The sequence below is a fragment of the Amycolatopsis sp. NPDC004772 genome, assembly GCF_053601215.1.
Genome location: NZ_JBSGBK010000100.1, coordinates 1 through 21142, shown reverse-complemented (window position 1 = coordinate 21142; position 21142 = coordinate 1). Strand labels below are relative to the sequence as shown.

At 73.9% G+C, this 21142-nt stretch carries 19 protein-coding genes; 9 read left to right on the top strand and 10 right to left on the bottom strand.

Annotated elements, in window-relative coordinates:
* Positions 1-135: 135 nt before the first annotated feature.
* On the bottom strand, positions 136-693 hold the full coding sequence (locus ACWEF6_RS37185) for a CGNR zinc finger domain-containing protein (RefSeq protein ID WP_449687248.1): 558 nt from the start codon (positions 691-693) through the stop codon (positions 136-138).
* 81 nt (positions 694-774) lie between these two features.
* Between ACWEF6_RS37185 and ACWEF6_RS37180 the strand changes: the two genes are divergently transcribed.
* On the top strand, positions 775-1926 hold the full coding sequence (locus tag ACWEF6_RS37180) for an epoxide hydrolase family protein (RefSeq protein WP_449687247.1): 1152 nt from the start codon (positions 775-777) through the stop codon (positions 1924-1926).
* Here the strand turns inward: ACWEF6_RS37180 and ACWEF6_RS37175 are convergent.
* Positions 1911-4490, bottom strand: coding sequence for a CHAT domain-containing protein (locus ACWEF6_RS37175; protein ID WP_449687246.1), 2580 nt, complete (start codon positions 4488-4490; stop codon positions 1911-1913). The genes ACWEF6_RS37180 and ACWEF6_RS37175 overlap by 16 nt on opposite strands.
* A 198-nt stretch (positions 4491-4688) precedes the next feature.
* Here ACWEF6_RS37175 and ACWEF6_RS37170 point away from each other — a divergent pair, with 198 nt between their 5' ends.
* Positions 4689-5798, top strand: a complete 1110-nt coding sequence (locus ACWEF6_RS37170; RefSeq protein WP_449687245.1) for a S8 family peptidase — start codon at positions 4689-4691, stop codon at positions 5796-5798.
* Between the two features lies 1 nt (position 5799).
* Here ACWEF6_RS37170 and ACWEF6_RS37165 read toward each other — a convergent pair whose 3' ends face one another.
* Together ACWEF6_RS37165 and ACWEF6_RS37160 are read right to left on the bottom strand one after the other, a co-directional pair.
* A complete protein-coding gene (locus ACWEF6_RS37165) occupies positions 5800-6246 on the bottom strand; it encodes a hypothetical protein (RefSeq protein WP_449687244.1) in 447 nt (148 codons plus the stop codon).
* A complete protein-coding gene (locus ACWEF6_RS37160; protein WP_449687243.1) occupies positions 6243-6803 on the bottom strand; it encodes an RNA polymerase sigma factor in 561 nt (186 codons plus the stop codon). Before ACWEF6_RS37160 ends, ACWEF6_RS37165 begins: the two co-directional genes overlap by 4 nt.
* A gap of 169 nt (positions 6804-6972) precedes the next feature.
* Here ACWEF6_RS37160 and ACWEF6_RS37155 point away from each other — a divergent pair, with 169 nt between their 5' ends.
* Positions 6973-7140 carry a hypothetical protein gene (locus ACWEF6_RS37155; protein ID WP_310975892.1) on the top strand — a complete coding sequence of 56 codons (168 nt, stop codon included), beginning with the start codon at positions 6973-6975 and terminating at the stop codon, positions 7138-7140.
* Here the strand turns inward: ACWEF6_RS37155 and ACWEF6_RS37150 are convergent.
* The gene (locus ACWEF6_RS37150) at positions 7137-8321 is read right to left on the bottom strand and encodes a glycoside hydrolase family 64 protein (protein ID WP_449687242.1); all 1185 of its coding nucleotides are present in this window, start codon (positions 8319-8321) and stop codon (positions 7137-7139) included. The two genes, ACWEF6_RS37155 and ACWEF6_RS37150, sit on opposite strands and share 4 nt — an antisense overlap.
* A gap of 37 nt (positions 8322-8358) precedes the next feature.
* Positions 8359-9273, bottom strand: coding sequence for an EamA family transporter (locus ACWEF6_RS37145; protein ID WP_449687241.1), 915 nt, complete (start codon positions 9271-9273; stop codon positions 8359-8361).
* A 76-nt stretch (positions 9274-9349) separates the two neighbouring features.
* On the opposite strand from ACWEF6_RS37145, the gene ACWEF6_RS37140 reads away from it, so the two are divergent.
* Positions 9350-9847, top strand: a complete 498-nt coding sequence (locus ACWEF6_RS37140) for a MarR family winged helix-turn-helix transcriptional regulator (RefSeq protein WP_449687240.1) — start codon at positions 9350-9352, stop codon at positions 9845-9847.
* Between the two features lie 97 nt (positions 9848-9944).
* On the opposite strand, the gene ACWEF6_RS37135 is transcribed toward ACWEF6_RS37140, so the two are convergent.
* Complete coding sequence (locus ACWEF6_RS37135) at positions 9945-10889, bottom strand: MBL fold metallo-hydrolase (RefSeq protein ID WP_449687238.1); 945 nt, start codon at positions 10887-10889, stop codon at positions 9945-9947.
* Between the two features lie 337 nt (positions 10890-11226).
* Between ACWEF6_RS37135 and ACWEF6_RS37130 the strand changes: the two genes are divergently transcribed.
* The 4 genes from ACWEF6_RS37130 to ACWEF6_RS37115 are packed head-to-tail and all read left to right on the top strand — an operon-like array spanning position 11227 to position 15064.
* Positions 11227-11703, top strand: a complete 477-nt coding sequence (locus ACWEF6_RS37130) for a PTS sugar transporter subunit IIB (protein WP_449687237.1) — start codon at positions 11227-11229, stop codon at positions 11701-11703.
* Positions 11704-11709: 6 nt separating this feature from the next.
* Positions 11710-13332, top strand: coding sequence for a PTS system mannose/fructose/sorbose family transporter subunit IID (locus ACWEF6_RS37125; RefSeq protein WP_449687236.1), 1623 nt, complete (start codon positions 11710-11712; stop codon positions 13330-13332).
* An 8-nt stretch (positions 13333-13340) separates the two neighbouring features.
* Positions 13341-13730 (top strand): PTS sugar transporter subunit IIA, encoded by a 390-nt coding sequence (locus ACWEF6_RS37120; protein ID WP_449687235.1) that lies wholly within the window; start codon positions 13341-13343, stop codon positions 13728-13730.
* On the top strand, positions 13727-15064 hold the full coding sequence (locus tag ACWEF6_RS37115; protein WP_449687234.1) for a hypothetical protein: 1338 nt from the start codon (positions 13727-13729) through the stop codon (positions 15062-15064). The genes ACWEF6_RS37120 and ACWEF6_RS37115 overlap by 4 nt, the downstream gene beginning before the upstream one ends.
* Here the strand turns inward: ACWEF6_RS37115 and ACWEF6_RS37110 are convergent.
* The 3 genes from ACWEF6_RS37110 to ACWEF6_RS37100 form a co-directional block, all read right to left on the bottom strand.
* The gene (locus tag ACWEF6_RS37110; protein WP_449687233.1) at positions 15024-15740 is read right to left on the bottom strand and encodes a hypothetical protein; all 717 of its coding nucleotides are present in this window, start codon (positions 15738-15740) and stop codon (positions 15024-15026) included. The genes ACWEF6_RS37115 and ACWEF6_RS37110 overlap by 41 nt on opposite strands.
* Positions 15741-15795: 55 nt before the next feature.
* Complete coding sequence (locus ACWEF6_RS37105) at positions 15796-16566, bottom strand: GntR family transcriptional regulator (RefSeq protein WP_310975902.1); 771 nt, start codon at positions 16564-16566, stop codon at positions 15796-15798.
* A gap of 553 nt (positions 16567-17119) precedes the next feature.
* Complete coding sequence (locus ACWEF6_RS37100; protein WP_449687232.1) at positions 17120-20197, bottom strand: BTAD domain-containing putative transcriptional regulator; 3078 nt, start codon at positions 20195-20197, stop codon at positions 17120-17122.
* A gap of 86 nt (positions 20198-20283) precedes the next feature.
* On the opposite strand from ACWEF6_RS37100, the gene ACWEF6_RS37095 reads away from it, so the two are divergent.
* Positions 20284-20892 (top strand): thioesterase II family protein, encoded by a 609-nt coding sequence (locus tag ACWEF6_RS37095; RefSeq protein WP_310975904.1) that lies wholly within the window; start codon positions 20284-20286, stop codon positions 20890-20892.
* The last annotated feature ends 250 nt before the right edge of the window (positions 20893-21142 follow it).

Here is a 21142-nt window from a genome sequence, read left to right as displayed (position 1 = left end):
GCGGCCGCGGGACCGCCGTGATCGGAGGCGGAACTCACGTGACCGAAGCCGGAACTCGCGTGACGGAAACCGGAACTCGCGTGACGGAAACCGGAACTCGTGTGATCGGAGGCGGGACTCGCGTGATCGGGGCCGTTACCGCGCGTGCTTGGCGTTGAAGCGGGCCTTCTTCTGGCGGTTTCCGCACGTGTTCATGTCACACCAGCGGCGGGTGCGGCTCTGGCTGGTGTCGAAGAAGGCGGCCCGGCAGGTCGGGGAGGCGCACAAGGCGAGCTTTCCGTCCCGCTCGCCGGAGACGATCGCGATCGCGTCGGCGGCGATCACGCTCAGGGCGTCTTCCACGCGGGACGGCGAGCCGAGCCGCCACTGCCGCGTTCCGTCGGAGGTCAGGACCGCCGCGGCGCGGCCCTCGATGCTGCAGTCGTTGAGGACCTGGACCGCCGGTGCCGGGAGGGGCTCCTGCACTGCGGCCGCGGTCGCGGTGGCGTGGATCGACTCGCGCAGTTCGCGGGCGCGCTCGAGCTGGGCGGCGGTGCAGGAGTCCACGGCGAGGCCCCACACCGCCAGCCAATCGAGGAGCCGCTGCGGTGTGGGAATGCGCTCGACGGCGTCGCCGCACCGCTCCGTCAACGTCGCCGTGAAGCTCGTCGCCAGCACGGTACCGAGGCGGAATTCAGGGAACGCGGCACGCATGGAACCAGCTTAGCCGGTTGCTGCCCGAACCGGCCTCGTGTTAGAACCGTCTTAGCCGGTTCACGACGCCAAGGAGGTCCCATGCCCCTGCTCACCAGCGACATCCACGCCTTCGAAGCCCGCGCCACCGACGCCGAACTCGACGACCTGCGCGCCCGGCTGGCCGCGGCCCGGCTGCCCGAGGCCGCCACCGGCCCGGGCCAGGGCGTCCCGCTCGCCGACCTCGTCGACGTCGTCGAGTACTGGCGCACCAAGTACGACTGGCGGGCGTTCGAAGCGCGCCTCGACCGGATCGGGCAGTTCCGCACGACCATCGACGGCCTCGGCATCCACTTCCTGCACCGCCGGTCCCCGCGGGCGGACGCCACGCCGCTGCTCATGACGCACGGCTGGCCGGGCAGCGTCGCCGAATTCGTCGACGTCGTCGACGAGCTGGCGGCCCCGGACGACGCCCGCGCGCCCGCGTTCCACGTCGTCGCTCCCTCGCTGCCCGGCTTCGGGTACAGCGACAAGCCGGCCACCACCGGGTGGGGCACCGAAAAGATCGCGGCCGCCTGGGTGGAGCTCATGGGCCGGCTCGGCTACCGCCGGTTCGCGGCCCACGGCGGCGACTGGGGCGGCAACATCACCACCGTGCTCGGCGGCCGGTTCCCGGACCACGTGCTGGGCATCCACTCGACGTTCGCCGAAGGACTCCCCGGGGCGGCCACCGACGGCCTGACGGCGGCCGAGCGCCGGTGGGCCGAGGAGACCCGCCACTTCTGGCGCCACCGCGCGGCGTACGCGAAGCAGCAGGCGACCCGGCCGCAGACGATCGGCTACTCGCTCGTCGACTCCCCGGTCGGGCTGCTCGCCTGGATCCTCGACAAGTTCGCCGAGTGGTCCGACACGGAGGACAGCCCGTTCGAGACGATCTCCCGCGACCGCATCCTCGACGACGTCACCCTGTACTGGCTGACCCGCAGCGGCGCCTCCGCGGCCCGGATCTACCACGAAAGCCACAACTCGCTGGATCCCGAGCTCCGGGTCGACGTCCCGGCGGCGATCACCATGTACCCCCGCGACATCGAGAAGTGCCCGCGGCCGTGGGCGCGGGAGCGGTACCGGCAGATCGTCCGGTGGCGGGAGCCCGGAGCCGGGGGACACTTCCCGTCACTGGAGGTGCCCGGGTACTTCGTCGAGGACCTGAGGGAAGGGCTCGCGGCCGTGCTGGCCGCTCAGCCGGCGCCGTAGCAGACGTAGCTGAAGGCGGCCGGGGAGTCCGGGAGCTCCGCCTGGGCGCAGGCCAGGGCTGCCGCCGGGGTCAGGCCGGAGGCCAGGTGGCGGTGGTGGCGGACCATCAGCGCGCGGCCGGCGTCGTCGGGGATCGGGAGGACCGTCGCGACCAGGCTCGTCGTGCCCAGCGCCAGCAGCGCGGAGGCCAGGCCCAGCAGCTCGTCGCCTGCGTGGATCGCCGAGCGGCCCGAATCGCAGCCCGACAGCACCACCTGACGCGGCGGGCGGGCCAGCCGTTCCAGGTCGTACACCGTCAGGGGACCGTCGGCGAGCTGCAACGCCGAGAACAGCGGGTTGTCCGTGCGGAACACCCCGTGCGCCGCGAGGTGGCCGAGCGCGGCGCCGTCGAGCGCGGCGAGCACCGGCTCGACCCGCGCACTGCGGCCGGTGAACCGCCGGGCACCGGGATAGCGGCGAGCCAGCGCGGCAGCCTCCGCGGCGGCGTGCGGCAGCCCGGGCCCGGCCACGACGACGTGCTCCCCGCCGTGCCTGCCGGACGCCGTCGCGGCGCGGTGCCACAGCGCCGCCGAGGGGGCCAGCGACACCGGCCGGCCCTGGCAACCCGGCAGGGCGGGCCAGGGGAGTTCGTGCAGCCGCCCGGTCGGGACGATCACCAGCGGGCCGTCGCCCAGCGGGAGCGGGGCGAGCAGCAGGTCGTCGAGACGGCGGGCCGTCCGCTCGGCGAGCCCGGCGGGGGAGCCGAGGCCGAACGCGGACCGGCGCAGGGCGAACCGCAGTTCGTCCAGGCGCTCCGCGGCATCGGCGGCCGGGCCCAGCTCGTACCGCCGCAGCCGGCCGCCGCCGAGGACGAGCGCCGTCAGCCGTCCGTCCAGTTCGAGGTACTCCACCAGGGTGGCCGGGCCGAGCGCCTCGGCGAGTTCCGCACGCGCCGGGATGCGAGTGTCCGAAGTGGACGTTCCGGAGGCGTGCCGGGCGCGGTCGCGGACCGCCTTTTCGAGCCGGGCCTGCCGGCGCAGCAGGGCCGGCGCCTGTTCGGGGCCGGCGGCGAGGTCGACGGCGGTCTGGCGCAGCGCGGCGAGGTCCGCGGCCAGTTCCTCGTCGTCCGGCGGCCGCGCGGGCCGCAGCCGCAGCGCGCCGGCGTGCCGCCGCTCCGCCCACCGCAGGACGGCCTCCGGGTGCCCCGCTTCGACGGCGAGCCGCAGGCCCAGGCCGGTCAGGTCGCTCGCGTGCCCCGACGCGTGGGCGCGCAGCTCGCTCGCGCCCAGCCCGGCGCGGAACCGGCCGATCACCCGGACCCCGGCGCGCACGGCGGCGTCCGCGCCCCGGCGGTCGCCGTGGACCAGCCGCAGCAACGCCGTCGCGTGCCAGGCGCGGGCCCGCAGCTCGGCCGGGCCGCCGCGCCCGGCCCGCCCGACGACCGTCAGCTCCGCCTCGGCGACGGCCGGACGGCCCAGTTCGAGGGCCAGCGACGCGACGATCAGCCGCGCGTCCAGGGCCGGGACCACCCAGCCGGCGTCGGTCAGCGCGGCCACCGTGCGCTGCCCGGACCGGAGCATCGCCGCCGTCCGGACCCCGCTGTCGCGCCGGGCCCGCAGCGCCAGGTACCCGCCGAGCGCGGCCCAGCCCGGCCGGTGCTGCCGGGCCGCGGACCGGCGCGCCAGGGAGGCTTCGCGCAACGCCGTTTCCGGGTCGCCGTCGAGCAGCGCGACCTTCGCGAGCAGCAAGCGGGCCTGGACGAGGTCGACGGCGTTGCGCCGGCGTTCGTACTCGGCGACAGCGGCCGTAGCGGCTTCGCGCGCTTCGGCGATCAGCCGGACGGAAAGCAGCGTCTCGGCGCGTTCGATCGGCAGCAGGCCCTGGTCGGTGCCGGCTTCTTCGTAGCGTGCGGCGGCTTCGTCGTAGGCGGCGAGCGCGGCGGGGACGTCGCCGCGGACGGTGGCGGCGAGCCCGCGGTTCTGCCACACCATCGCCGTCCGTCCGATGTGGCCGGTCGCGGCGAACCCGCCTTCGGCGCGGCGGAGGTCGTCCTCGGCGCCCCGCCAGTCGCCGAGCCGGGCCAGCACGATGCTGCGGTTGGTGCGGATGGTGGCTTCGATGAGGGCGTCGCCGCCCGCCGCGCGCAAGGTGTCGAGGGCGGCCGCGAACTCCGCGGCGGCGTCACCGAACCGGCTGATTTCGGTGAGCACGACGGCCCGCTGCATGCGCAGCCGCGCCGCCGCGGCCCCGGCGAGTTCCGGCATCGCGCGGTCCAGCTCGCGCAGGGCTTCGGTGGTGCGCCCGGTGAGCGTCAGCACGTACCCGAGCACCCCGCGGGTCTGGGCGGCCCGCTCGCGCAGCCCGGCCCCGCCGGCCAGCCGGACCGCGGTGCGCAGCCGGGTTTCGGCGTCGGTGAGCCGGCCGGTGGCCACCCCGGCGAGGCCGAGCGCGTGCTCGGCGACCACGGCGGCCTCGACGTGACCGTCGGCTTCCGCGAGCGCGGCCACGGCCAGCGCCCGCGCCTTGGCGGGCGAGGTGAAGGCCAGATCCGCCGCGGCGACGGCCTTGGCGAGGGCGCCGGTCACCGCTTGTGCCCGTTTCGTTGGGTGTGGACCGATCCGGCCAAAAGCAGGCCGCCCCCCGCACGGCGCGCAACCGTCGCCGCGAAGTCATCAGGCCGTGGCTGTGGTCGGATCGGTACCCATCGGCGCAGTATCTGATGGAGGAGTTCGTGGATCGGGTTGCCGACCCGTTCACCCATGACCGGTCCCGGAGGGGGACACATGACCCGATACCGCCATCGAGCCGGCGAGCTGCTGGTCCATGCCGACGATTGTGCCGCGATCCGCCCCGCCCTGGCAGGGTTCGGCTACCACCCGGCCGGAGCCGCCGGATCGCTGCGGCGCTTCACCGGCACCCGCCCGGTGCCCGAGGTGCTCGCCGCCCTCGACCGCATCATCTGGAACGACCTCCGCCCGAAATCGACCTTCCACGCGCTGGACCCCGAGCCGGCGGGCGACATCTCGCTGCGGGTGGGGGTGATCGACACGGGCATCGTGCTGCGCGACGGGGTTCCGCACGAGTTCCTCGGGAAGCGCGTGTGCTTCGATCCCGAGGACACGGCCCGCGTGGTGTACGACGAGCACGGTGACCCGGTCGGCGGGGCGGCGCACGGTTCGTTCGTCGCCGGGGTGCTGCTGAGGCAGGTGCCACCGGAGGTCGGCGTCCGGATGAAGGGCGCGATCGACGAGGAGAGCGGGGACGTCGAAGACCTGGCGGTCGCGAACGCCATCGACGCGCTGAACGCCGAGGGCATCACCCTGATCAACCTGTCCTTCTCGGGCGCGACCTGGGAGGACAAGCCGCCGAAGGCGATCGAGGACGCCTTGCGGCGCTTGCCGCAGCACGCGGTCGTGGTGGCGTCGGCCGGCAACCGCGGCACCCGGCAGCGGGTCTACCCGGCGGGCACCAGGTTGTCGGCCACCGTGGGCGGCCGGCCCGACGACAGCCACGTCAAGGTGGTCGCGGTCGGCTCCGTCGACACTTCGCACGATCCGGTCAAGCCGCCCGTCGCGGACTTCAGCAACTTCGGTCCGTGGATCTCCGCCTACGCCAACGGGGTCGACGTGACCGGGCCGTACTTCTGGCCGGCGTGCCCGGCGCAGCGGCAGGACGGGGAGCCGGACTTCAACGGCTACTCGGTGTGGAGCGGTACTTCGTTCTCGGCCGCCATCGTGACCGGGCAGATCGCGGCGAAGATGCACGCGACCGGGGCTCACGCGCGCGACGCGGCCGAACGCCTGCTGGACGACGCGGAGAAGATCTGCGTCTGGGACGTCAACGGCAAGCTCGAGCGGCCCTTCGTGCGGGGCGTGCCCGAACCGGGCGAGTGACCTAGAGGCTGGCCCAGCCGGTGGTGACCGTCGTGCCGTCCGCGGCGGTCACCGTCACCCGGGTCGCTCCGCGGGGCAGGCCCGTGGCCGTGAACCAGCCCTCTTCGCCGATCGGGCTCGTGAGCCGCTCTCCCGCCACCTCGATCAGCGCGTCTCCCGTCGCGCCCGTGATCAGGCCGCGCAGCGCCACGCGGCCGCCCGTGTACTCCACCTGCAGCTCCACCGACACCCGCGGGGACGAGAACGACAGCAGCCGGACGTCGTCGCCCGCGGCGCGAACCGCGCCCGCTTCCGCCAGGTCCGAGTCGAACGCGAGGTCCGCCAGCTCGGCGTCGAGGTCGCGGGTGGTCAGCGCCGCGCGGGCCTGGTGCAGCACGAAATCCGGCACCGGGTCCGCCTGGGCCGCGGCCGCGCGCAGGACGTCCATGAGGTCGTCGTCGGTGGTCATGTCCGGTCCTCCGTCCCGAGCCCGGCCTGGCCGGCCCGCTCACGCAGCCGCCCGAGGCAGCGTTGCCGGGTCGGGCCGATGCTGCCGACCGGGATGTCGAGGGCGTCCGCCACCTCCGCGTACGACGGCGGGGGCGTGGCCATGAGCACGCGCAGCAGCCGGCGGCACTGGTCCGACAGCTTGTCCAGCGCGCGCCAGAGCGCTGCGTCGCGTTCGTCGAGCAGGAGGGCCGCGTCGACGGCCGGGCCGGGGGCCGGCTCGCTCTGCCAGACCTGGTCGTCGGTGGGGCGCTCGCGGTCGGTGCGGCGGAGCTGGCGCAGGCACTCGTGCCGGGTGGTGGTGGCCAGCCAGCCGGGCAGCCGCTCCGGTTCCTTGATCCGGCCGAGGTTTTCGACGAGCTTCAGCCAGACCGTCTGGACGGCGTCGGCCGCGTCGGCGTCCCGGAGCCGGTGGGCGCGGGCGATCGACCAGAGCAGGCTGGCGTACCGGTCGACCAGGGCGTCCCACGCCGCCTGGTCGCCGCGCGCGGCCGCCTCGAGCAGGGTCGTGGTGTCCACTTCACCTCCGCTTGACCCACTCAGCCTAGCCAACAGCAGCCCTTCGGACCCGTACGCCATCGGGGGACTCCTTCGCGTCTTCCCCCCGCTCAGCCGATCCGGTGAGAGCGCCGGAAATACCTGAACCACCCCGGCCGTGGCCGCCGTGTGCCCGGTGGGAGTGGTGGAGATGGTGCGGAGTCTTGTGCTGGTTGCGCTGGTCGTGGAGCTGGTCGCCTGCGGGCCGCCGGTGGTGGAGGTGGACGGGCGGGCGCTGCCGGTGCCGGTGCGCACCGGCGCGCCCCCGGGCGAGCTGCTCGGGGACACGCCGGTGGCGCCGGTCGTCGTGAAGCTCTAGTTGAACGGATCCAGGGTCAGGTAGGCCGTCGCCGGGTTGCCGTCGTTGACCAGTGATTCGTAGTGGCCGACGTCGTCGAACGCGAAGGCGTACGCCTTGCCGTCGGCCATCTGCGCGTGGATCTTGCGCGCGTAGTGGTTGGTGACGGCGTCCTGGTAGAAGCCGGCCGAACTGGTGTCCGGCTGGTTCGCGTTGGTCAGCAGCGTCGAGCGGTTGAAGCCCGCGCAGAGGGTGCGCGAGATCTGGCCGCGGACGTCGTTCGGCGCGTCGAGGTTCTTGTAGCAGCCGAAGACGCTGTCGGAATCCGGTTTCTGGAACGCCGTCACGAAGCCGCCGGAGGTGTTCGTGAAGTTCATCGTGTTACCGGAGACCCGGCCGTAGTACTTCACGTTCGGCTGGTCGGCCACCGGCATCACGGTCAGCGTCGACGAGCTGTACTTCGTCCAGACGCGGTTGATGTAGTCCTGCAACACGTTCGCGGGCAGCGCACCGGCCTCGATGCCGTGGGAGGGAGCCAGTGCGCGCAGGACCGTGCCGTCGGAGCGGGTGCGGATCAGGTTGGCCCAGCCACCCGGCTGGCCGCGCAGCGCGGTGTAGAAACCGTTGTAGCCGCCCGGTTTCAGGTGTCCGGTGCTCCTGGTGGTGCCGCCGACGGGCTGCACGCCGACCGCGTACGGCGCCGAGAACATGTCCACCTGGGTGCTGTTGAGCCACAGGCCGCCGTCGTTGAGCGTGTACTCCGACCAGTTGAAGAGGATGTTGACGTTCGGGTCGGACGGGTTCTGGACCGCCGGCTGGACCAGGCCGCCGGTGGCGAGCTTGAAGACGAGCTTCTGCCCGTAGGAGAAGTAGATCCGGCCGGAGAACTTCGGGATCCGGATGGTGATCGACTGGCCGTTCGCGGGGCCGGGGATCGACGCGTCGGGCGCCGGGATCGGCGGCACCGCGCCGCCGGGCCAGACGTGGAACGTGCCGTTCGCGTCGGCCCAGCCCTGCTGCCCGGTGGCCAGGTTCGTGCCGAGGTCGTAGAGGTACACGGGATCGCTGCGACCCGAGTTGTTGGTGATCTTCAGGGGAATCGTCGCCGGGACCGCTTCGGCGGCGGGGGCGGTCGCGACGGCCGTCGCGAATGCCGCCACCAGCACCGCAAGCCGTTGTCGGACGGACGTTTTCGTGCGCACGGGCGCCTCCTCGTCGAGGCCGGTGATCGCAAGTTGTTCAGACCATTTCAGCGTCGGTGGCCCGGCGAGGACTTGTCAAAGGTTGATAATTATCAGCCCCCGTCCGGACCAACGGCCGCCGTTGCGCGGAGACGACGGCGGCCAGCACGATCGCCGCGCCGAGCAGCTGCCACGGCGTCAGCCGCTGGCCCAGGACGAGCCAGCCGAGCAGGGTGGCGACGACCGGGCTCAGCAGCCCGAGGAACGTCACGTGCGTGGCCGGCAGCGCGCGGATCCCGCGGAACCACAGGGCGTACGCGAACGCGGCGCCGATCAGCGAAAGGTAGGCGTATCCCGCGAGGTTCGCCGCGGACAGCGACGCGGGCGGCGCGCCTTCGACGGCCAGCGCGACCGGCACGAGCACCAGCCCGCCCGCGACGAGCTGCCAGCCCGTGGTCGCCAGCAGGGGTGCGGGGGACGTCCAGCGCTTGCTCAGCACGACGCCGGTGGCCATCACGACCGCGCCGCCGGCCGCCGCGGCGACGCCGATCGCGTCGAGGCGCGCGGAGGACTGCAGCACCAGCAGGCTGACGCCGGCGACCCCGGCCACGCCGGCGAGCACGGTGCGCCGGGTCAGGCGTTCGCCGAGCAGGCCGGTGGACAGGCCCGCGACCAGCAGCGGCTGCAGCGCGCCGAGGGTGGCGGCGACCCCGCCGGGCAGCCGGTAGGCGGCGACGAACAGCAGGGCGAGGAACGCGCCGATGTTCAGCGTGCCGAGCACGAGCGAGCGCCACCACCAGTCGCCCTTCGGCAGCCGTCGGGTCAGCGCCACCAGCAGCAGGCCGGCGGGCAGGGCCCGGAGGACGGCGGCGAGCAGCGGGCGGTCGGGCGGCAGGAACTCGGTGGTGACGAGGTAGGTGGTGCCCCAGACGGCCGGGGCGAGGGCGGTGAGGAGGAGCTGTTTGTTTAGCACTAAGATAGATTACCTCAGTGCTAAGGTACTTGGCTACCTGTTCGCTTACCGCTAAGGCATCGGTTACGCTGTGCGGATGGCGGACCATGTGGACCGGGTGCTCGCGCAGTGGCACGCCGAGCGCCCCGACCTCGACGTTTCCCCGATGGGGGTGATCGGCCGGCTGTCGCGGCTGAGTGCGCTGGTCGACGCGGAGCTGCGCCGCACGTTCGCCCGTCACGGCCTGGACCGCGCGACGTTCGACGTCCTCGCCACCCTCCGCCGCAGCGGCCCGCCGTACCGGCTGACCCCGACGGAGCTGATGCGCTCGGCGATGGTGACGTCGGGCGCGATCACCCAGCGGCTGGACAAGATGGAGGCGCGCGGGCTGGTCGAGCGCACGCCGGACGAGGCGGACGGCCGCGGGGTCCGGGTGCGGCTGACCGAGGCCGGCGGGGAGCTGATCGACCGGGCGTTGCCCGAGCACGTCGAGACCGAGCACCGGATCCTGGCCGCGTTGGACGCCGCTGAGCGTGACGAACTGGCCGCGACGCTGCGGACCCTCCTGGAAAGCCTGGGCGGCGCCGGGTCCTGAAGCGCCCCAATGTGGCGTTCGGTGCGTTGGGCGCACCCAATGTGGCGTTCGGTGCGTTGGATGCACCCAACGCCACATTGGGGCGCTTGGGTGAGTCCTAGGAGATCCGCCGGACCGGTTCGCTGCCCAGCAGCAGGTCCAGGTCGATCCGCCCGCCGGCGGCGGCCAGGACCGCGTCGATGGCCAGGTCGACGTCGAGCTTGCGGCCGTGCTGGTCGGCGTACGCGCGCATCAGGTTGCCGATGTGCCGCTCCGGGTTGCGCCACGACGGCCACCGCAGCGACGCCTGCTTCGCCAGCTTCGTGAAGTTCGACTGCCGCACCGTCGCTTCCAGCAGCCATTCCAGGTAGACGCGCATCGCGTGGAACGCCGTGTGGGCGGGCGTCGCCACCGGGCCGTGGCCGGGCACCAGGGTGCGCGGGCGGAAGGTGTCCTGGAGCCAGTCGAGCGCGTCGAGCCAGCCGGGGATCGAACCGTGCACCGCCATCGGGGTGTCGCCGATGAACACCAGGTCGCCGGTGAACAGCGTGCTCGAACGCGGCTCGTGCACCACCAGGTCGCCGGCCGTGTGCGCGACCCCCGGCACCGCCACGACGTCGACCACCGCGCCGCCCAGGTCTAGCTCGTGCCAGCCGGTCACCGGCCGGACGGCTTCGGGCTCCGGCGGCTCGAGCACGCCCCAGTGCGTGTAGGTGAAGACGTTGCCGTACGTCTGCGGCCCGGCCTTGACCAGGTCGAGGCTGCCGGGCGCGGCCAGCGCCGTGCCGCCGTCGCGGAGGGCGACGCCGAGTCCGTTGTGGTGTTCGCCGTGCGCGTGCGTGATGACGACCGTGAGTTCCTGGTCGCCCGCGTACTTGCGGACGTCGCGCAGCAGTTCCAGGGTCGCCTGTTCGGTGCCGCAGGTGTCGATCAGCGCGACGCCCTCGGTGCCCTGGATCCAGCCGCTGTTCGCGACGAACCACTCGGCCGGGCTCTTCACGTACGCCACCACTCCGGGCCGGGCGTGCCGGAGCGGGACGATGTTCGATCTGACGGCCGGCATGGCTTTCCTCCCCTGAACGGACGATGCGGTTAACGACGGTGACCGGGTGAGGTTGCGCGGTTTCTCCCGGAATGTTTCCGCCGATTTCTGTCGGCTGACCGGTCGAGAATTTTTCGGATTTGCCGTGGTGCGGGGTCTTGACAGTCGATCACAACCGTCCATACTGGTATATACCTTTATGGGAGGGTCCGGGAAAAATCCAGGGGGACTTCGCGCTCGTGGGCCGACGGAAGGTCTGAGGGGTCCTTCCGTCGGCCGCGCGAAGGCCGGTCACCGGCGGTGTTGACACAGATACTGGTACGAACCAGTATGACTCCTGCCGGCCGGGAGGAGAAACATGGCGGGGGCACACGTCCGGATCGACAACCGGCTCATCCACGGTCAGGTCACCCTCGCGTGGACCCGCCGCCTCGGCGTGCGCCGGCTGGTCGTGTGCAACGACGACGTCGCCGCCGACGACCTCCAGCGGATGCTGCTCCCGCAGGCCGCGCGGGGACTGCCCACGGACGTGCTCTCGGTCGAGGCCACGCTGGCCATGGAAGCCGGCGCGGACGTCATGATCATCGCCAAACACCCGGAAGACGTCTTCCGCCTCGTCGACGGCGGCCTGCGGCCCGAAGTCGTCAACGTCGGGAACGCGGCCCCCCGGCCGGGTGACCCCTACACCATGGTCACCCGCTCGGTCGCGGTCACCGCGGACGAGGCCGACGCCTACCGCAAGCTCGCCGCCGGCGGCGTCCCGCTCGTCACGCAGCTGCTGCCGCAGGACAAGCCCGCCGATTTCGTCCCGCTGCTCGACCGGAAAGGGCTCTAGCTCCGCATGCTCGTCGCGTTGGCCCTGACCCTGTGGGCGATCTACTGCACCTACGACGGCCTCGGGCCGTTCCTGATCTACGCCCAGCGCCCGCTGATCGCCGGCTCGGTGGCCGGGCTGATCACCGGGCACCCCCTGCTCGGCCTGCTCATCGGCGCGACGCTGGAGCTGGCCGCCCTCGGCGTCTACACCTACGGCGGCGCCACCATCCCGGACTACCAGACCGGCGCCATCGTCGGCACCGCGCTCGCCGCGGGGGCCGCCGGCGCCCCGGCCGCGCAGGCCGCGATCGGCATCGGCGTCGGGCTGCCCGCGGCGATCCTGCTCGCGGCGCTGGACCCGGTCGGCAAGATGGTCACCACCGGGCTGGTGCACCGGGCCGACGGCTACGCCGCCGACGGCAACGCCCGCGGCCTGGCCATGATCCACTGGGTCAGCCTGGTCCCGTGGGTGGCCGTGCGCGCGGTCCCGACGTTCCTCGCCGCGCTCGCCGCGTCCGGCGGGCTGGTCAAGGACATCACCGCGAGCATCCCGGCCGGGTTCGTCCAGGGCATGACGCTGGCCGGTTCGCTGCTGCCTGCGGTCGGCTTCGCGCTGCTGCTCGGCATGATGGAGCTGTCGCGCTACTGGTACCTGCTGCTCATCGGGTTCGTCGGGTTCGCCTACCTGCACCTGCCGGTGCTGGGAATCGCGCTGATCGGCGTCGCGGTCGCGATGCTGTTCGTGACGCTGAAGCGCGACGAACCCGCGCTCGCCGTGCCCGAAGCGGCGCCCGCCGATGAGTCCACAGTGGACCCTCGGCTGACCAAGCAGGACCTGCGCCGGGTGTTCCGCCGGTACTTCTGGTCCAGCCAGATCTCCTGGAACTACGAGCGGATGCAGGCGCTCGGCTTCGCGTACTCGATGGAACCGGTGCTGCGCCGGCTGTACCCGGAGAAGGCCGACTACGTCGCCGGCCTGCAGCGGCACCTGCAGTTCTTCAACACCTCGGTGCTCGTCGGCGGCCCGCTGATCCTCGGCTCCAGCGTCGCACTCGAAGAAGCCGGCACGCCGAAGTCGGCGGCGAGCACGAAGGTCGCGCTGATGGGGCCGATGGCCGGCATCGGCGACACCGTCGTCTTCGCGCTGTACAACAGCATCGTCTTCACCATGGGCGCGTCGTGGGCGTTGCAGGGCAACTGGCTCGGGCCCGCCTTCGCCGCCTTCATGGTGCTCGTGCCGTACGCGCTGGTGCGGCGCTGGCAGTTCTCCTTCGCCTACCGCGAGGGCAAGCGCCTGGCCGGGCACCTCGCCGCCGGGGCGCTCGCGCGCGTCGCCCAGGGGGCGACCGTGCTCGGGTTCGTCGTCCTCGGCGGGTTCATCCCGTCGATCGTCAAGGTCGTCACCACGCTGACCTACCGGCAGACCACCACGGTCCAGGGGCAGCCGGTGACGCAGTCGGTGGCGATCCAGGACCGGCTCGACGAACTGCTCCCGTTCCTGCTCCCGGTGCTCGTCACGGCCGGGGTGTACCTGCTGACGGTCAAGGCGCGGCTGCGGCCGGTCTGGGTCATCGGCATCGTCGTCGTGGCCGGGGTCGTCCTGGGGTGGCTCGGCTGGTTCGCGCCATCGGCCCCGGCGAAGAGTTAGGAGTCGCCATGCCCGTCCCGATCATCCTCGCCGGCCACGGCCGGCTGCCCTCCGGCGTCGGGGAAGCCGCCGAGATGATCCTCGGCCCGCAGTCGCGGCTGAAGGTCTGCGAGCTGAGCCCGCGCGACAGCCCGGAGGAGTTCGGCGCCCGCGTGCTCGCGCTGGCCGGCGACGCCCCCGGCGTGCTCGTGCTCGCCGATCTGCACGGCGGCTCGCCGTTCAACGCCGTCCGCACGCTCGCGGCCGGGCACCCGCGGCTCCAGCTGGTCTCGGGCCTGAACCTGCCGATGCTGCTGGAAGTCCTGCTGCACGCGACCGACGACGTCACCGAGCTGGCCGGGGTGGCGCGCGCCGCCGGCCGCGACGGCGTCGTCGACGTCCTGGAATCGACCTGGTGACCGCCGCGCTCCTGCTCGCCGCGCAAGACGTCCGGATCACGCCGGGACCCGGGCACCCGCTCGGCGGCTACCTGGCCCGGGACGGCGTCGCGACCGGCACGCACGACGACCTCGAAGCGTCCTTGATCTGGCTGTCCACCGAGGACGACCCCGGCGTGGTGTGGGTGGCGCTGGACGCCCTCGCCGTCGACGCCGGCCTGACCCGCACCCTGGCTGACGCGGTCGCCGCGGCGGTGGGCATCGACCCGGACCGGGTGCTCGTCTGCGCGTCGCACACGCACTCCGGGCCCGAGGGCTGGACCGGCCCGCTGCACCCCGGCCTGCCCGGGCGGCGCGACGCCGGGCTGGTCGGCGGCATGGCGGAGAAGGTGGCCGGCGCGGCGCTGCGGCTGCGCGCCGGCCGCGGCCGGGTCCGCGCCCGCTGGCACGCGGGCACGACCGAAGCCGTCGGCGGCAACCGCTACCGGCCGGACGGACCGCACGACACGTCGTTCGGCGTGCTCGAGCTGCGCCGCGACGACGGCACGCCGGCCGCGCTGCTGTTCGACTACGCCAGCCACCCGACGGTGCTCGGCCCGGACAACCTGGCCTGGTCGGCGGACTGGCCGGGAGCGACCCGCCGCGAGCTGGCCACCCTGGTCGGCCAGCCGGTGGCGGCGTTCCTGCAGGGAGCGGCGGGCGACGCGAGCTCCCGCTTCGTCCGCCGGGGGCGCGACCACGCCGAGGTCCGCACGCTCGGCGGCCACCTGGCGACGTCCATCGCCCGCACACTGGCGACGGTGACGTCCCCGCCGGCGACGGTCGGCCCGGTCCACCTGACCCGCTCGACACTGCACCTGCCCTACCGCGACATCCCCTCGCTGGAGGTCAGCATCGAGCTGCGCCAGACGGCCGAGGCGGCGTGGCAACGCGAGCTGGCCCACCACGGCGAGGACCACCCGGCGGTCCGCATCGCCCAGACCCGCTACGAGGGCTGCGCAATGCTGGCGACCATGGCGGCGAGCGGCCGGCCGACGGGGTGCGCGGAGGTGCCGGTGAGCGTGGTGTCGCTGGGCGAGATCGCCTGGCTGCACACACCGTTCGAGCTGTTCGCCTCGCTGGGCCTGCGCATCCGCCGCGGCAGCCCGTTCCGCCACACCCGCGTGATCGGCTACACGGACGGATATCTGGGCTACCTGCCCGACGCGGACGGCCACCGCGACGGGATCTACGAGTCGTACGTGACGCTGTTCAGCCCGGAGGCGGGGGACGAACTGGTGGAGCACTGCCTGAAGGTCCTGCGGGCGCACCGGATCAGCTGCTGCGCCGAAGGGGAACCGCCGACCCCAGGCTGAGCAGCGCGATGGCGAGAATGCCGGTGCCGGCGAGGACGAAGCCCGCGTCGAGGTGCGGGTTGACCTCGTCGCGCGGCATCGGGCGGACGAAGCGGGCCGGGTCGATGAGCGCCGTCGTCCGGTCGCCGGGGGCGAATTCGGTTGTTGTGCGGAGGTCGCCCGGTAGCGGGGCCGGTTTTCCCGGCACGACGAGCCGGTAGGCGCCGGCCTGCCGGGCCGGGGCCACCTCCGCCGCGACCGGTGTGCCGCGGTCGGTGAGCGTCAGCTCGGTCACCAGCGCCGGTCCGGACAGAGCCAGCAGGAGCAGGCCGAACATGCCGAACGACAGCCGGGCGAAGCCCTCGTCCGGCCGCAGGTCGCCCCACCGGTACGCGACCGCCCACACCGCCGCGGCGATCGCGCCGAAGCCGAGGCCCGCGACCAGCGCCGCGTCGGCCTGGCGTTGCTGGTGCGCCGACCAGACGCTGACCACCGCCGCCGCCGCGAGGACCCCGAGCAGCAGCACCGGCCGGTGCAGGTCGTTGCCGTAGGTCACCGCGGGCGGCTCGGGCACCGTACGCGGCTCGGCGAGCGGCCTCGGTTCGGGAGCGCGCGGCGGGCGGGTGGACCTGGTCGCCAGCACCGCGCCGAGAACGGTCGCCACCAGCAGGAGCTGTCGCGTCTTCCGTGTCGCCATCGGGCCCCCCTTGCGCCGTTTCCGCTACCACGCGGGCCGGGCGCCGGGGGTTGCCTCAGGACGCCGGGCTGCGGCGCGCCTGCGTGAACACCGTGTAGCGGTCCGCGCGGTACAGCGACCGGCCGGCTTCGATGACGCCGCCGCTCTGGTCGTGCAGCGTGCCCTCGATGATCAGGCACGGCTGGGTGGCTTCGATGCCGAGCAGGGCCGCGTCGTGGCTGTTGGGCAGGACCGCGGAGATGGCCGTGTCGTTCCACTCCGGGCGGACGCCCCAGCGTTCCTCGATCGTGCGGTGCAGGGACTGGGTTTCCCAGTCGAACAGCTCGATGTCCGGGAACCGGTCGACGCTCAGGTTGGTGCGCTCGACCGCGAACGGCTCGTCTTCGACGTAGCGGAGGCGCTCCAGCCGGAAGACCCGGGCGCCGGGCGGCACGTTCAGCCGTCCCGCGATGCGGGGGCCCGCGCTTTCGACCTCGGCGTGCAGGACTTTCGTCTTCGGGACGACGCCGCGGGCCTGCATGTCCTCGGTGAACGAGGTCAGCATGTCGATGTGCGCGGCCTGCCGCTCGGCGGTGAAGGTCGCGGTGCCGTGCTGGCGGTAGAGGATGCCGTCGGCGACCAGGCGGTTGATCTCCTGCCGGACGGTGCCGCGGGCCACCTGGAAGTGCTCGGCGAGGAACCGTTCGGACGGCATCAGCCGCCCCGGCCCGGCCTCGGTGGCGGCGCTCTCGAGGATTTCCCGCAGCTGGTCGCCCTTCGGCCGCCCCGGCTGCAGCGCGTCCGGCAGACGCAGATCGCTCGCGGCGACGTGTTTCGGACGGGGCATGCCTTCAGTATGTCGCGCCCCGGCCGGGGAGGTAACACCCGGCGAGCCTCGGGGCGCCAGGGCAAAGCGGCGGCAAAGCCGGTTTTCCGCAGGTTGACGCAGGCTCGCCAGGGCCAGGGCCAGGGCCAGGGCCGGGGCCGGGGCCGGGGCCGGGAGCGCGGGAGCCGGAGGCTGGGGGCCGGGGCCGGGCCGGGGCCGCGGGAGCCGGGAGTTGGGAGCCGGGAGCCGGGGGCTGGGGGCCGGGAGCGCGGGAGCCGGGGGCCGGGAGCGCGAGAGCTGGGGGCTGGGGGCCGCGGGAGCCGGGAACCGGGAGTCGAGGCCGGGAGCTGGAGCCGGGAGCCGGGGGCCGGGGGCGCGGGGCCGGGGGCTGGGGCCGAGGGCCGGGAGCCGGGAGCCGGGAGCCGAGGCCGGGAGCTGGGGGCCGGGAGTTGGGGGCCGGGAGTTGGGAGCTGGGAGCCGGGGGCCGGGAGCCGGAACTTGGGAGCCGGGAGTCGAGGCCGGGAGCCGGAAAGCCGGGAGCTGGGACCTGGGAAGCCGGAAGCCGGGGAGCCGGTCAGCCCGTGGCCCGGTCGCCGAGCCGTGCGAGGAACTCGCCGGCCACGGCTTCCCCCGTCACGTGCCCCACCGCGCGGTACAGCGCCTGGGACTCACGCGCCGTCCCGCCGGCCAGGATCGAACGCCCGGCCGCCTCCTGGACCGCCGCCAAGCCCAGCAGGGCCTCCGCCTCCACCACGCGGAACCCGCCCGCGCGGGCCGCGTCCAGGGCCGTCCGGGCGTGCTCGCCCGCCTCGCCCGGCCGTCCGTCGGCCGCCAGGACCCGGGCCAGCGTCGCCGCCGCCTCGGCCAGCTGGCCGCGCAGCCCCGACTCCGCCGTCAGGGACCGCGCCTCGCGCAGCACCCGCTCGGCCGCCGCCAGGTCGCCCCGGCTCTCCTCCGCCCGGCCCAGCGCGATCAAGGCCGCCGCTTCCACCTGGCGGTCGCCGTCGCGGCGGACGCACTCCAGGGCCGTGGCCGCCGTGGCCGCCGCGGCCGGGTGGTCGCCGCGGGCGATCTGCAGCGCGCTCACCACGTTCAGCGTCGTGGCCTCACCGAAGCTGGAGCCCAGGTCGCGGAACGCTCCCAGCGCCTGGTCGAGGATTTCGCCCGCGGTGGCCAGCCGCCCGGTCGCCAGGAGGACCGAGCCGAGGTCGGCGAGGTTGGCCGCCTCCCAGAACGCCAGATCCTCCTTGCGGGCCAGCGCGATCGCCTCCACCAGGCAGTCCTCCGCCTGCTCCAGCCGCCCCAGCTGCCGGTAGTGGCAGCTCAGCGAGTTGAGCGCCAGCGCTTCGCCCGACCGGTTGGCCAGCTCGCGGAACAGCTGGATCGCGCGCCGGCTGTGCTCGACGGCCTCCGACAGCCGGCCCGTCCACTCCAGCATCGCGCCGAGGTTCGCCACCGCCGTCGCCTCGCACTGGCGCCACCCGCACGCGCGGCTGGCCAGCACCGCCTTCTCCGAGTGCCGGATGCCCGCTTCGTGCTGGCCCTCGCGGAAGTACGCGCCGCCCATCGACAGGTGCACCAGTGCTTCGGCGGGCTGGGCGCCGTGGTCCTGCGCCGCGCGCAGCACGATCGGGGCCAGCTCGAGCCACTCCGCGCGCCGGCCGTGGTCGTGGAAGAACCGCCGCAACGCGTCGGCGAGGTACCAGGCGCCCGGGTACGGCCCGCGCGCCGCCGCCTGGCGCAGGGCTGCCGAGAGGTTCGGCACCTCGACGTCCAGCCAGGCCACCGCTTCCGCGGCACCCGCGAAGGCGACCGGGCTCGGCGCCGAGGGCGCGTCCTCGCGGGGGAGCGCCACGATCCGCGCGCCGAGCAGCGCGACGGCGGCGTCCGCGGCCGCGCAGTAGCCGGTGAACAGCCGCTCCCACGCCTCCTCGCGCGCGGGCTCGTCCTCCTCGGCGCGGACGCACTGCTCGGCGTAGCGGCGGGCGAGGTCGTGGAAGCGGTACCGGCGGGGTGCGTGCGCTTCCAGGAGGTTCGCCGCGATCAGCCCGCGCAGCCGCCGGGTCGCCTCGTCGACCGGTACCTCCAGCAGGGCGGACGCGGCGATTGCGGTGAAGTCGGTGCCCGGCACCAGCGCGAGCAGCCGGAACGCCTGCCGCAGCCCGGGCGCCAGCGCCTGGTAGGACACCGAAAACGCCTTGGCGACGGCGCTTTCGCCGTCGAAGCCGAGGTGGCCCAGCGGGTCGCCGCGCAGCTCGTCGACGAGCTCGCCGATGCTGGCGACGCCGGTGTTCGCCGCCGCGATCCGCAGGGCCAGCGGGTGGTGGCCGCACAGCCGGGCCAGCTCGGCCGCCGCTTCGGGTTCGGCGGCGGTCCGGTCGCCGAGCAGGGCGGTCAGCAGCGCTTGCGAGTCGGCCTCGCGCAGCTGCGCCAGGCCGAGCGACCGCGCGCCGACGCGGGCGACGAGCTCGTCGAGCCGGTGGCGGCTGGTCACCAGCACCCGCCCCGACGACGGCAGCAGCGGCAGCACCTGGGCCGGGTCGCGGGCGTTGTCCAGCACGACCAGGGCCTGCCGGTCGGCCAGCAGCGTCCGGTAGAGCTTGCTCTGGTCGTCGACCCCGGGCGGGACGTCCCGCAGGTCGACGCCGAGGGTCCGCAGCAGCTGCGCGAGCGCGGCGGCGGGGGTGAGCGGCTCGTCTTCGGCGTCGAAGCCGCGCAGGTTCACGTACAGCTGGCCGTCGGGGTAGCGCGCCCGCGCGGTGTGGGCCCAGTGCACGGCCAGCGCGGTCTTGCCGACGCCGGCGGTGCCGGTGATCACCCAGACGTCCCCGGGTTCGTCGAGTGCGGCCAGCTCGGGCGCCCGGCCGGCGAACCCGCGGACGTCCAGCGGCAGTTCGGCGGGCCGCGGAACGGCCGGGGCGGCGGGCGGCGCCGGCTCGCCCTCGCCGCGCAGGATCCGCATCCGCAGGTCCTGCAGGGCCTGACCGGGCTCGATGCCGAGTTCGTCGACCAGCAGCCGGTGCGCCCGCGCGTAGGTTTCCAGGGCTTCCGGGGTCCGGCCGCAGCGGTGCAGCGCGAGCATCAGCGCGGCCCGCAGGCGTTCGCGGAACGGGTGTTCGTCGACGAGCCGCCGCAGTTCCCCGACGACCTCGCCGTGCCGTCCCGCGACGAGCTCCTGTTCGTACAGCTCTTCGAGGACGACGAGCCGGCGTTCGGCCAGCGCCGGGCCTTCGTATTCGGCGAGCGACTCGCTCACCCCGCCGAGCGGGGTGCCGTCCCACAGCGCGAGCGCGGCCCGCAGGTGCGCGACGGCGTCCGCCCCGGAAGTGGCCCGGGCCTTGGCGACCTCCTCGTCGAAGACGTCGAGGTCCCGATCGCCGGGAGCGACCTCGATGACGTACCCGGGCGCGCGCCGCACGATGACGTCGCGGCCGAGCAGCTTCCGCAGTTCCGAGATGTGCACCTGCAGCCGCCCACGGACACTCGGCGGCGCGTTCTCGCCCCAGGTCAGGTCGATGAGGCGGTCCTCGGTGACGACCCGGTTGGGGTTCAGCAGCAGCGCGGCCAGCACGGACGTCTGTTTCTGGCCGCCGGGGCGGACCGGGCCCGCGTCACCGAGGACGGTGACCGGTCCGAGCAGGCGGTAGCGCACGTGATGCCCCCCGGAAGACGGACCGAAGCGAAACGGAAGTGCTGTGGACGACCCTATCCCCGGGCAGGCTGGAAGGGAGGCCACGGGTGGACCGAGACGACGTCCAGCGTCTGTTGTTCGTCTGCTTCCCGGACGCCGGGGAAGCCGCCGGCCGCTACCGCGCCTGGCGCGATCCACGGATCGCGGTGCAGGTCGTGGAGCTGCCGGGCCGGGGCGAACGCCGGGACGAGCACCCCTACCGCGACATGTGGCTGGTGGTCGAGGCACTGGCCGGGGAACTGGCCGGGGCGCTCGAGACCCCGCACGTGCTGTTCGGTGCGGGGCTCGGCGCCCTGGTCGCCTACCGGCTGGCCCAGCGCCGGGTGGCCGCGGGACTGGGGGTCCCGCGGGCACTCGTCGTGGCCCACCAGGCACCCCCATCCCGGGCGGCGCGCGCGGTACCGGAACAGGCGGGCCGCGCGGACGTCAGCCTGCTGGCGAGTGACGCGCACCTCCCGGTGGCCCCACCGCTGCCGTGCCCGATCAGGGGATTCGGCGAGCCGCACGTGATGACGGGGTGGGGCGAGCACACGAGCGCGGGCTTCGTGCTGACGCCGGCGCGGGCGCAGGACAGTGCGGCGATTCTGCGTGATGCGGTGTTGCGGTCGACGCAGTTGATCTCGGCGATGGCGGTGCAGGCGCCGAAGCTGGCTTAGGGGGCGTTGGCTGGGGGTGCGAGGTGGCCACGGCGTTGCCAGACGGGGACCGGCGGCCGGGGTGCGGGACGGGTTGGGCGCTGTGAACCGGCGGCCGAGGGCGTAAGCCGGGTTGGGGTCGCTGCGGACCGGCGGCCGGGAGCGCAAGGGAACCAGCGACGTCACCAGACCTCCCCCGCCCCTCATCCCAGCCTTCCCTTCAGTCGGCGGCCGGGTGTGTCAAGGCACGCTTTCCCGCCTTGACACACCC